The following is an 11,016-nucleotide window of genomic DNA, read 5'->3' as shown; positions in this document are numbered from 1 at the left end:
AGAGACAGGGGGTGGGGCGGGCCGTGGCCTCCATCTGCATGCAGGACTCGATGAGCGGGCGCAGCTCGTCCGGGAGGCCTTCGAGGTCCGGGCCCTCGCGCAGCAGCATGAAGACCGTCTCGACCGGGTTGGCGCCGTGGAAGGGGGCATGGCCGGTGGCGGCGAAGACGAGCGTGGAGCCGAGCGAGAAGACGTCGCTGGCGCCGGTCACGCTGCGGGAGTCCTTGGCCTGCTCGGGGGACATGTAGGCGGGGGTGCCGACGGCCACGTTCGTCATGGTCAGACGGGTGTTCGAGACGCCGGACGCGATGCCGAAGTCGATCACCCGGGGCCCGTCCTCGACCACGAGCACGTTGGACGGCTTCAGGTCGCGGTGGACGAGCCCGGCGCCGTGGATGGACTGCAGCGCCTCGGCCACGCCCGCCGCGAGCCAGCGCACCGCCTGGACCGGGAGCGGTCCGCACTCGGTCACTATCTCCTCGAGGGAGGGCGCGGGGACGTAGGCGGTGGCCAGCCACGGCACGGCGGCGCGCGGGTCGGCGTCGACGACGGCGGCCGTGTAGAAGCCGGAGACCGCCCGGGCGGCCTCGACCTCGCGCGTGAAGCGGACGCGGAACAGCTGGTCCTCGGCCAGCTCGGTGCGGACCGTCTTGATCGCCACCCGCCGGCCGGACGCCGAGCGGGCGAGATAGACCAGCCCCATGCCGCCGGCACCCAGCCGTCCCAGCACCTCGAACGGCCCGATCCGCCGCGGATCGTGCTGCGTCAGCTGATCCACCACTTGCCTGCCACCTCCCCGTACGAGCCGCGTCACCTCCGTGTGTACGCGGCCCCGTGCAGCGTCTCACCACCGCACCGCCGCGGCGGCACGCACCCCGATTCTTCCTGGCCGGAGCGCTGGTTGCGAACCCGCCGACGAATCGGGATGTCCCATGGCAAATCGACCGCAAGTCGACCGCACGCCGGCGGTATCCCGCCGCCCGGGCACCGGTTACCGCCCGGTACGGCACGAGTCACCTCTCCAGCAGGGCGAACGACGCCCCCTGATTGTCGGCCACGACGGCCACGGTCCCGTAGGACGCCTCGAAGGGTGACACCTGCATCCGGCCACCGAGCCGGGCGACCGCACCCAGGGCGGCCTCGAGGTCCGCGGTGCGGAAGTGGACGAGGAAGTGGGGCGGCATCTCGGAGGGGAAGACCTCGCCGACGGCGGTGCGGCCGAAGTCGGGGCGGGCGTCCGGGCCGAACAGGGCGTCGTGGAAAAGGCCGCCGTAGAAGGCGTTGGCGGCCTCGGTGTCGCGGGCGTAGAGCTGGACCCAGCCGAAGGTGCCCGGTTCGTGCCGCCGGCCGAAGCCCGCGTGCCGCTCCGGCTGCCACAGGCCGAAGACCGCGCCCTCCGGGTCGGCGGCCAGGGCGGCCGCCCCGAAGTGGCCGACCGTCCGGGCGTCGCCGAGGGTCTGGCCGCCCGCCGCCCGGATCCGTCCGCCCAGCGCCCCGGTGTCCGGGGTGGAGAAGAACACAGTCCAGACCGTGGGCATCCGGCCGTCCGTCTTGGGTGTGAGCGTGGCGACGGGCTCCCCGTCCAGCCGGGCGAGTACGGAGCCGCCGTACGCCTCCTTCGCCTCGAATGTCCACCCGAAGAGCTCACCGTAGAACCGCTGTCCCGCCTCGACGTCGGGAAGCTGTGCGTCCACCCAGCAGGGGACGCCCTCTGTGTATGCGGATGCCCTGTTTTCGGCCATGCCGTCAAAGTAGCGGGGCGTCCCGCACCCCGCAGTACCAGGCACACCACCCTCTCTTCGCTCGTGCACCCCATTTGCAGTCGGCCGAATCGCGCTCCCACACCCCCTCGGTAAGCTGACGACATGACAGGACAAGTGCGTACAGTCGACGGCCGCGTGGCCGGGCGCCGCGGGCAGGCGACCCGGCAGAAGCTGCTCGACTGCCTCAGTGAGATGCTCAGCTCCTCCCCCTACCGGGACGTCAAAGTCATCGACGTCGCCCGGAAGGCGGGCACTTCGCCCGCCACCTTCTACCAGTACTTCCCGGACGTCGAGGGCGCCGTCCTGGAGATCGCCGAGCAAATGGCCACCGAGGGCGCCGGGTTGGCCGAGGTGCTCGAAGGGCGGTCCTGGGTCGGCAAGGCCGGTTGGCAGACGGCACAGGAACTCGTCGACGGCTTCCTGGACTTCTGGCGCCGCAACGACGCGATTCTGCGCGTGGTCGACCTCGGGGCCGCCGAGGGCGACAAGCGCTTCTACAAGCTCCGTATGAAGATCCTGAACTCGGTGAACAATTCTCTCGCGGATTCGGTTGCCGAACTCCAGTCCAAGGGCAAGGTCGACAAGGATGTGAACCCGGCCGCGATCGCCGGTTCGCTCGTCGCGATGCTCGCGGCCGTGGCCTCCCACCAGAAGGGCTTCACCTCCTGGGGCGTGAAGCAGGCCGAACTGAAGCCGAACCTCGCACTGTTGGTGTACCTGGGCGTCACGGGAAAGAAGCCGACGAGATAGCCACACCTCGGCCCGGAGCTCTTACACGGCCCTCCCAGGCCCCAAGTCCTGTCAGGCAGGCGGCGGTTCACTCAAGTGGACCGCCGCCTGCTGCGCTGTGGGGCACCTCGTGGTACACGACGGCCCGAGCGGCGCACGCACCGCCGCACACCGGTCACCCACCGCCACACATACCCGAACGAAGGTTCGCGAAACGGGTCCGGCTACCCCAGGACCCTGATGACGGCCTCGTCGTTCGCCGGATCCGGATCACGGCGCCCGGACGGCCACTCCGGCGGGCCGGACCTGTTCGGCTCATTGTCCTCGATGCGTACCCGGCCCGTGCCCGGCTCGCCCAGCCGGAGCCGGAACTCCAGGACACGCAAGGCCCCGGTTCGAGCCGTCGCACCGCGCACCTGTAGTCCGAGCCGGCATGGTCGCACCAGGGCTCGTAGCGAGACCGTCTCACCGGCGGTGCACGCGGTGGCCCCGAGCAGCAGGGCGCCGACGAGGCGACCGGCGCCCGCCGGACGCCCTCTCACCTGCTCGACTCACGCCGGGCACGGGTCACTTCAGGGTATGCCCCGCCTTCCGCCCTGTCGTGGCCCGGCTTGGGCCGAGCGAGCTCCGCCATGTCCACGGTCGCCTCACCTTCCTGTCGATCGGCCCGCCCGTGTCTCTCCCCGGCGTTCAGCGGGGCCGTGATACTCGGGTCATGCACACGGATCTTGACGAACTGCTGAGGTCGCTTCGCGTCTGGGACCCGGCGGTCACGGAACTGCCGGGCTTCGACCCGGCCACCGCTCCGTCGACGCCCCTGCCCCTCTTCGCGAGGTGGTTCGCGCAGGCGGTGGCGGCCGGCGAGCGGGAGCCGCACACGATGTCCCTCGCGACGTCCGACATGGAGGGTCACCCGGACGTCCGTATCGTGATGCTGCACGGCGCGGACGCCTCGGGCTGGTTCTTCGCGACCCATGCGGGCAGCCGCAAGGGCCGCCACCTGGCCGCCCACCCGCACGCGGCCCTGGCCTTCTACTGGCCGGCACTGGGCCGCCAGGTCCGGGTCCGGGGCCCGGTCACGACGGCCCCGCCCGAGCAGGCGCAGTCGGACCTGCACGCGCGCTCCACGGGAGCCCTGGCCGCGGCCCTCACCGGCCACCAGAGCGAGGTCCTGGGCTCCCTGGACGAGCTGGCCCGGGCCTCGCGGGAGGCCTGGGACCGGGCGCGACGCGACCCCGGGACGGAGGTCCCCTCCTGGACCCTCTACCGCCTGCGGCCCACCGAGGTCGAGTTCTTCCAGGGCGACCCCGACCGCCGCCATGTGCGCCTGCGCTACCTCCGCACGGCCGACGACACCTGGTCCCAGGAGCTCCTCTGGCCCTGAGGCCCCGGCCGCTTCCCGAGCCACCGCCACCTCACCCGAAGTCGTACACCGCGAAGTCGGACACCGGCCGGTACCCGATCCTCTGGTACAGCCCGTTGCTGGTGGGGTTGGCGAGGTCGGTGAAGAGCAGCACCTCCGCCGCTCCCCTCTCCAGTGCGGCCCGGCTGGCCTCGGCCGTGACGGCTCCCGCGTAGCCCCGGCCCCGCAGGTGCGCCGGCGTGTAGACGCCGAGCACCCGGATCTGCCCGGCGACCTTCGGGGCCGTACCGGCCATGGCGACGGGCGTTGCGTCCGGTGTCTCCCAGAGCATGACGTCACCGCGCTCGACGTGTTCGTCCGCCCACTCCCGCGCGTCCCGCCCGGCCGACTCGCCCACGGCGGCGCAGAACTCCTCGTACCAGCGGACGAGCAGCTTCCGGTCCTCCGCTCCCGCCACCCTCGCCCGCCCCGGCGGGACCGGCCGGGGCACGTTCAGCTCGCCCAGCCGGTAGAGCCGCATCCGCACGCGGAGGGCGGTCTCGGCACCGGTGCGGCGCCGCCAGGCGGCGGCGAAGGCCGCGGCGGTGTCGCGCTCGGCGTTGACGCCGGACAGCTTCCGTCCGATCCCGGCCAGCTGCCCCGCGAGGGCGTCGGCCTCCCCCTCCGTCAGGGCGGTGAGGACGATCGGGTGGGGCGGCGTACGGAAGAAGGCGGCCCGCACTCCGGGCGCCCCGTCCGCCTCGCCCTCCCGCGGCGACTGCCCCTCCCTCTCCAGGACACCGAACTCGGGGTCCTGGCCCCCGTAGATCCGCCCGCCCCGTGCGCGCAGGTTCTCCGTCACGGTCAGGTGCACGGTGTGCGGCGCGGGCCGCGAGCGGAGGAAGTCCCCGGCGCGTGCGAGGAATTCGTCGACGTCGTCGGTGAGGTGCCAGTCGTCCGAAGCCATGCCTCATGATTCCGCCCGGCCCGGCGCGGCGCCTCCGAATTACGGTGCCCCGCCCCGGACTTCGGCGCCGGCTCCCGCTACCCCAGCTCCGGCTCGGGGTCCGTGGCCAGCCGGGCGTGCAGGTGGCAGTCCCGGAAGGCGTCGTGCCGGCCCGCCTCCCACATCGCGCCGCGCAGGGTCCCCTCGTAGAGGAAGCCGCACCGCTCGGCGATGCGGCACGACGCGTCGTGGCCGAGGGCGTGGTCCAGCTCCAGGCGGAAGAGGCCGAGGTCGGTGAAGGCCCAGCGCACGGCCAGCAGCAGCGCCCGTGTGGCGACCCCGCGGCCACGGGCCTCGGGGAGCACCCAGTAGCCGACCCGTCCGGCCCGCATGGGGCGGCTGACCACGCCGATACTGACGTGACCGAGCGTCGCGCCGGTCGCCTCGTCCGTGACGCACAAGGGCATGCCCATGCCGTTGACGGCGTTCTGCACGTGGGAGGCGAGCGACTCGCGCGCGTCCGCCGGCCCCTCTTCCAGGATCAACGGCGTGTTCCAGTGCCGGAACTCGGGGTCGGACCGCCCGCGCAGCCAGGCCTCCACGTCGGCCTCGGACTCCGGGTCCCAGACACGCAGCCGGAGACCGTGCCCGTACAGCTCGGGGGCGGGGTCGACGAGGGACGTCTCATTTATGTCGGCCATCGGATCATTGTCGCCGAGACGACGGCGGCCTGGCCCCCGTCATGAACGACAGCCCCGTTCATCCGTGATCAATGCGCAACCAATTCCGGTCTTGACCGATACCCATCAACCGGGCGCGTGATTACGCTCGCGCTCATGGCCGACTCCGACACCCGCACCGCAGTGCAGCCCAGCGACCGCCCCGTCTACGTCGTCGGCGGCGGACCGGGCGGCCTGGCCACCGCGTACGCGCTCCGCGCGCGGGGGGTCCGCGCGGTCGTCCTGGAGAGGTCGGAGGGAGTGGGGGCGTCCTGGCGGCGCCACTACGACCGGCTGCACCTGCACACCACCCGCCGTCTCTCCGCGCTGCCCGGCCTGCCGATGCCGCGCCGGTTCGGCAGGTGGGTGTCGCGGGACGACGTGGTGCGGTACCTGGAGAAGTACGCCGAGCACCACGATCTGGAGATCGTGACGGGTGTCGAGGTCTCCCGCATCGAGCGCGTCCCCGACGGCTCCGCGGACGGCCCGGGCTGGCTGCTGCGCGCCACCGGCGGCCGGGAGCTGACCGGCAGCGCGGTGGTCGTCGCCACCGGCTACAACCACACACCGCGCATACCCGACTGGCCCGGCCGCACGGAGTACGGCCGCGATGAGGGCGAGCATCGCGAACTCGTGCACGCCTCCGCCTACCGCAACCCCGGGCCCTACGCCGGCCGGGACGTGCTCGTCGTCGGCGTGGGCAACACCGGCGCCGAGATCGCCGTCGACCTGGTGGAGGGCGGGGCCGGGCGCGTACGGCTGTCCGTGCGCACCGTCCCGCACATCGTGCGCCGGTCGACCGCCGGGTGGGCCGCCCAGTACACGGGCGTGCTGTGCCGGCGGCTGCCGGTCGCGCTCGTCGACCGTCTCGCCGGGCCGCTGGCGAAGGTCAGCCTGCCCGACCTGTCGGCGCAGGGCCTGCCCCGCCCCGACACCGGCCTGTACTCCCGGGTCCGCGAGGGCGCGATCCCCGTCCAGGACGTCGGTCTCATCGACGCCGTGCGCACCGGCAGGGTCGAGATCGTGGCCGCCGTCGAGGGCTTCGAGGACGGCAAGGTCGTGCTCGCCGACGGCAGCCGGATCGCGCCGGACGCGGTCATCGCCGCCACCGGCTACTCCCGCGGCCTGGAGGACCTGGTCGGCCACCTCGGCGTGCTCGACTCCCGCGGCAAGCCGGTCGTCCACGGCCCCCGCACCCCTGCCGACGCCCCCGGCCTGTACTTCACCGGCTTCACCAACCCGATCAGCGGCATGCTCCGCGAACTCGCCATCGACGCGGAGCGGATCGCCAAGGCGATCGCGGCGAAGCACGGCGCCTGAGTCGGCAGCGCCCTCGCGGCCGGCGCGCCTTCACGCGGCGGCGGGGACGAGGGACAGCGGCCGCCGCCGGATCACCAGTGCCATCAGCGCCGCCACCGCGCAGAGCGCCCCGGAGGCGTACCAGACCATGTCGTACGAGCCGAAGGCGTCCCGCACGACACCGCCGACGAAGGCGACCAGGGCGGCGCCGACCTGGTGGGAGGCGAGGACCCAGCCGAAGACGATCGCGCTGTCCTCGCCGTACTGCTCGCGGCACAGGGCGAGCGTGGGCGGGACCGTGGCGACCCAGTCGAGGCCGTAGAAGACGATGAAGAAGATCATCGGCGGGTGCACGCTCGGTGCCAGCAGCATCGGCAGGAACAGCAGGGAGATCCCGCGCAGGGCGTAGTAGACGGCGAGCAGTCGGCGCGGCTCGAATCGGTCGGTGAACCAGCCGGAGGCGATCGTGCCGACCACGTCGAACACGCCGATGACCGCGAGCAGCGAGGCCGCCGCCGTGATGGGCATGCCGTGGTCGTGGGCGGCGGGGACGAAGTGGGTCTGGATCAGGCCGTTGGTGGAGGCGCCGCAGATCGCGAAGGTGCCGGCCAGCAGCCAGAAGGGGCCGGTGCGCACCGCCGAGGACAGGACGGTCACGGCCCGGCGCGCGGCTCCCGGCACCGGATCTGGCTTCGGCACGAACTCCTTCGCCCCGTACGGCCGTACGCCGATGTCGGCCGGGTGGTCGCGCAGCAGCAGCCAGACGAAGGGGACGACCGCGAGGGCGGCGAGGGCGACCGTGACGGCCGCCGGGCGCCAGTCGTGCCGCTCGACGATCCAGGACAGCAGGGGCAGGAAGACCAGCTGGCCGGATGCGGAGGCGGCCGTGAGGATGCCGGTGACCAGGCCGCGCCGCTCGGTGAACCACCGGTTGGTGACCGTCGCGGCGAAGGCCAGCGCCATCGAGCCGGTGCCCAGTCCGACCAGCAGTCCCCAGCACAGCAGCAGCTGCCAGGCGGCCGTCATCCACACCGTCAGCCCGGAGCCGAGCGCGATCACCGTCAGGGCCGCCGCGACCACCCGCCGGATGCCGAAGCGGTCCATCAGCGCCGCCGCGAAGGGGGCCGTCAGCCCGTACAGCGCGAGGTTGATGGAGACCGCCGCGCCGATCGTGCCGCGCGACCAGCCGAAGTCCTGGTGCAGCGGATCGATGAGCAGTCCGGGCAGGGAACGGAAGGCCGCGGCGCCGGTGATCGTCACGAAGGTGACGGCGGCGACGAACCAGGCGCGGTGGATGCGGTGCCCGCCCTTCCTGACGGACGGGTCCCCCTCTGTGGCTTCGACGGCCTCGGCTGCGGCGGCCGCGGGCTCGGTGGCTGCGGAGTCGGTTGTCTGGGTCACGTCACCAGCTTGCGGTGAGGGCCCGCGCGCATCGAGTGGCCCGAAGGACAGCATTCGTTAGAATCGGGCCACTAGGATGAGGCCATGAGTCCCGCGCAGGAGTCCCGGCCGCACCGCGTCGTCGTCCTCGCCCTGGACGGGCTGCTCCCCTTCGAGCTGGGCATCCCGCACCGGATCTTCGGGCGCCCCAGGGACGCCGAGGGGCGCCTCCTGTACGACGTCGTCACCTGCTCGGCCCGGCCGCCGGGGCCGGTGCAGACGGACGCCGACTTCACGATCGACGTCGCGCACGGCCCGGAGGCCCTGGCCACCGCCGACACCGTGATCGTCCCGGCGTCGTACGAGCTCGGCCCGGTGTACGAGGAGGGCAGGCTGACCGAGGAACTGACCGCCGCGCTCGCCCGCGTGCGGCCCGGCACCCGGCTCGCCTCGATCTGCACGGGGGTGTACGTGCTGGCCGCCGCCGGTTACCTGGACGGCCGCCCCGCCACCACCCACTGGGCCGACGCCGAGCGATTCCAGCGGCTCTTCCCGCGGATCGACGTCGACGCGGACGTGCTGTTCATCGACGACGGCGACGTGCTGACATCGGCCGGGGTCGCGGCGGGCATCGACCTGTGCCTGCACATGGTGCGCCGCGACCACGGCACCGCGGTCGCCAACGACGTGGCCCGCCGTACCGTCGTACCGCCCCACCGCGACGGCGGGCAGGCGCAGTACATCCACCGGCCCGTCCCGGACCCGCAGCTGGCCACCACGACCGCCGCGCGCGCGTGGGCGCTGGGCCGGCTGCACGAGCCGATCCAGCTCCGCGACATGGCCGAGCAGGAGGCCATGTCGGTACGGACCTTCACCCGGCGCTTCCGTGAGGAGGTCGGGGTCAGCCCCGGGCAGTGGCTCACCCAGCAGCGCGTCGAGCGGGCGCGCCACCTGCTGGAGTCCACGGACCTGTCCGTCGACCAGGTGGCCCGGGGCTCGGGGTTCGGTACGGCGCAGTCGATGCGGCAGCATCTGCAGGCGGCGCTCGGGGTGACGCCGACGGCGTACCGGCGCACGTTCCGCGCCACGACCGCGCTCAGCGCCGCACCCGCGGCGCCGGCCCGCCGGGGACGGACGGAACCGTAGCGCGCCCAGGAACTGTCCACAGCCTGTGGAAAAGTCAACCGCGGATGGCGGCCCGGCTGGCGGCGCGCCCATGCCCGCCCCGAGCACGGCACCGCGCGCCGCCATCCGGTTCCGGCGCTCCGGTCCCACCCCCTCGACCCTGCAGGGACCGGCCGGCACCGGCCTGACGACTCACGCTCGTCGAGGGCCTCCGTCGCCGGGCCCTCGTCGTCCCCTCACGGCGAATCGCTGCCACAAGGGTGATCAGACGGGCACGGACCGTCAACAGGTGTTCAGTGATTCACCCGTTATGCCGGGATCACGGCTGCCGCGCACGGAAGCATCCCCGGCGCACGGCCACCCCATCGAACCGGCCCGGGGAGCACCGGGGCTCACACCGCCCCGTACGCCGGCCCGTCGACCGAACCGGCTCCGCACGAGGCACGGGAACGGGAGTCGCCGGGCGGCCGGAAGCCGACTCGCGAGGCGTCCCCGTCCCGCCTACGCCGTCTGCACCGCCTCGTACGCCAGGCCGTCGAACGCCGGGTCCGCACAGGCAGCCGCCGCGCACGCAGCCGGGGCGCCCGCCCCCACGGCACACACCGACCCACCCGCCGGCACCCGGCCGCCGCAGGTCGCCGGTGCCGCCGCCCGGGACGGGGACGGCGTACGGCGGTCCAGTTCACACCAGATGCGCTTGCCCGCGCCCTCGGCGCTCCAGCCCCAGCGGTCGGCGAGGCCGTCTACAAGGGCGAGGCCGCGGCCGTTCGTGGCGTCGTCCCCCGCACAGCGCGGGACGGGTGCCCGGGTGCTGACGTCCGCCACCTCCAGGCGCACGGTGGCTGCTTCGGCCGCCGCACCGGGCAGGGACAGTCTCAGCACGGCCGGAGCGCCGGTGTGCACCACGGCGTTGGTGACGAGCTCGGAGACGAGCAGGACCAGTGTCTCGGCGAGCGACTCGTCGGACGCTATCCCCGACACCGCGAGCCGTGAGCGCGCCCACCTGCGGGCTCGCCCCACTTCCGCGGGGTCGGGCCGGATCTCCAGCTGCACTTGAAGCACCTGCACCGCTCACACCATCCGAACCGGCGGACACGTAGCCCCGCGCCACACGAGGGCCACGATCGTAGCCATTTTCTGCATGGCCAGAACAACGGCCAGAGCAAGGGTCACGGACCGTGACTCCCTTGCCAGACAGCATGGTTGACGTACCGTCACCGCAACAAGCGCTTCGGGCATATTCCCGCGCGAAGGAGTACCCGTGCGGCATACTGTGCGACGCTCGTCGCGGGGAGTCGAACGGGCGGGCGGCGAAGACCGCCCGACCTCGCGAGCTGCGGCGCGCACCCCCGGATCCGGAGCCGCCCCAGGGGCAGCACCGGGACGGCCGGCGCTCCGAACCACTCGCATCTCCCACAAGGTACCGGAGCGGGGCGGCGACTCCGGGACGTGACGAGCCCGGTCGGCGAAACGCCCCGGCAACTACGCTCCGCAGTCCCCGGGTGCCACGATCTTCGGCATCCGCGTCCGGCTCGGCCGCGCATGCGCAGCCCAGGGGGCGACCTCCCCGCCCCGGCCGCCGGATCGGCCGCGAACGGTTTCTCACCCTCGGTCACATCGCCGCCGGCACTGCACCGGGCCAGCGCCCGCTTCGGACGCGGTTGCGCCTCGGAGTCCCAGGTGGGGGGCTGTCCGCCGGCGGTCGGGGGCGGG

General features: G+C 73.1%; 10 protein-coding genes. 4 read left to right on the top strand and 6 right to left on the bottom strand.

Features of this window, described 5'->3' with window-relative positions; translation table 11 throughout:
• Both BZY54_RS44905 and kbpA read right to left on the bottom strand, forming a co-directional pair.
• Positions 1-781 (bottom strand): serine/threonine-protein kinase (locus tag BZY54_RS44905; RefSeq protein ID WP_143668297.1); only part of this gene is annotated, 781 nt, incomplete at its 3' end.
• Positions 782-1,013: 232 nt separating this feature from the next.
• The gene (gene kbpA, locus BZY54_RS44900) at positions 1,014-1,742 is read right to left on the bottom strand and encodes an AfsK-binding protein KbpA (protein ID WP_086731122.1); all 729 of its coding nucleotides are present in this window, start codon (positions 1,740-1,742) and stop codon (positions 1,014-1,016) included.
• 135 nt (positions 1,743-1,877) lie between these two features.
• Here kbpA and BZY54_RS44895 point away from each other — a divergent pair, with 135 nt between their 5' ends.
• Positions 1,878-2,513 (top strand): TetR family transcriptional regulator, encoded by a 636-nt coding sequence (locus BZY54_RS44895; RefSeq protein WP_086731121.1) that lies wholly within the window; start codon positions 1,878-1,880, stop codon positions 2,511-2,513.
• A gap of 694 nt (positions 2,514-3,207) precedes the next feature.
• Positions 3,208-3,876, top strand: coding sequence for a pyridoxine/pyridoxamine 5'-phosphate oxidase (locus tag BZY54_RS44890; protein WP_086731120.1), 669 nt, complete (start codon positions 3,208-3,210; stop codon positions 3,874-3,876).
• A gap of 31 nt (positions 3,877-3,907) precedes the next feature.
• Here BZY54_RS44890 and BZY54_RS44885 read toward each other — a convergent pair whose 3' ends face one another.
• Both BZY54_RS44885 and BZY54_RS44880 read right to left on the bottom strand, forming a co-directional pair.
• Positions 3,908-4,801, bottom strand: a complete 894-nt coding sequence (locus BZY54_RS44885) for a GNAT family N-acetyltransferase (RefSeq protein WP_086731119.1) — start codon at positions 4,799-4,801, stop codon at positions 3,908-3,910.
• 77 nt (positions 4,802-4,878) lie between these two features.
• Complete coding sequence (locus tag BZY54_RS44880) at positions 4,879-5,481, bottom strand: GNAT family N-acetyltransferase (RefSeq protein ID WP_086731118.1); 603 nt, start codon at positions 5,479-5,481, stop codon at positions 4,879-4,881.
• A 135-nt stretch (positions 5,482-5,616) separates the two neighbouring features.
• Here BZY54_RS44880 and BZY54_RS44875 point away from each other — a divergent pair, with 135 nt between their 5' ends.
• The gene (locus BZY54_RS44875; RefSeq protein WP_086731117.1) at positions 5,617-6,819 is read left to right on the top strand and encodes a flavin-containing monooxygenase; all 1,203 of its coding nucleotides are present in this window, start codon (positions 5,617-5,619) and stop codon (positions 6,817-6,819) included.
• 30 nt (positions 6,820-6,849) lie between these two features.
• Here BZY54_RS44875 and BZY54_RS44870 read toward each other — a convergent pair whose 3' ends face one another.
• Positions 6,850-8,199, bottom strand: coding sequence for an MFS transporter (locus BZY54_RS44870; protein WP_086731116.1), 1,350 nt, complete (start codon positions 8,197-8,199; stop codon positions 6,850-6,852).
• 84 nt (positions 8,200-8,283) lie between these two features.
• Here BZY54_RS44870 and BZY54_RS44865 point away from each other — a divergent pair, with 84 nt between their 5' ends.
• Complete coding sequence (locus tag BZY54_RS44865) at positions 8,284-9,324, top strand: GlxA family transcriptional regulator (RefSeq protein ID WP_086731115.1); 1,041 nt, start codon at positions 8,284-8,286, stop codon at positions 9,322-9,324.
• A gap of 480 nt (positions 9,325-9,804) precedes the next feature.
• Here BZY54_RS44865 and BZY54_RS44860 read toward each other — a convergent pair whose 3' ends face one another.
• On the bottom strand, positions 9,805-10,356 hold the full coding sequence (locus BZY54_RS44860; RefSeq protein WP_167414179.1) for an ATP-binding protein: 552 nt from the start codon (positions 10,354-10,356) through the stop codon (positions 9,805-9,807).
• Positions 10,357-11,016: the final 660 nt, after the last annotated feature.

It is taken from the genome of Streptomyces carpinensis, from assembly GCF_002154505.1.
In the GTDB taxonomy this organism is placed as follows: Bacteria; Actinomycetota; Actinomycetes; order Streptomycetales; family Streptomycetaceae; genus Streptomyces; species Streptomyces carpinensis.
Note: the sequence above shows the minus strand (reverse complement) of the source record. Positions and strands in the feature narration are given on the sequence as shown.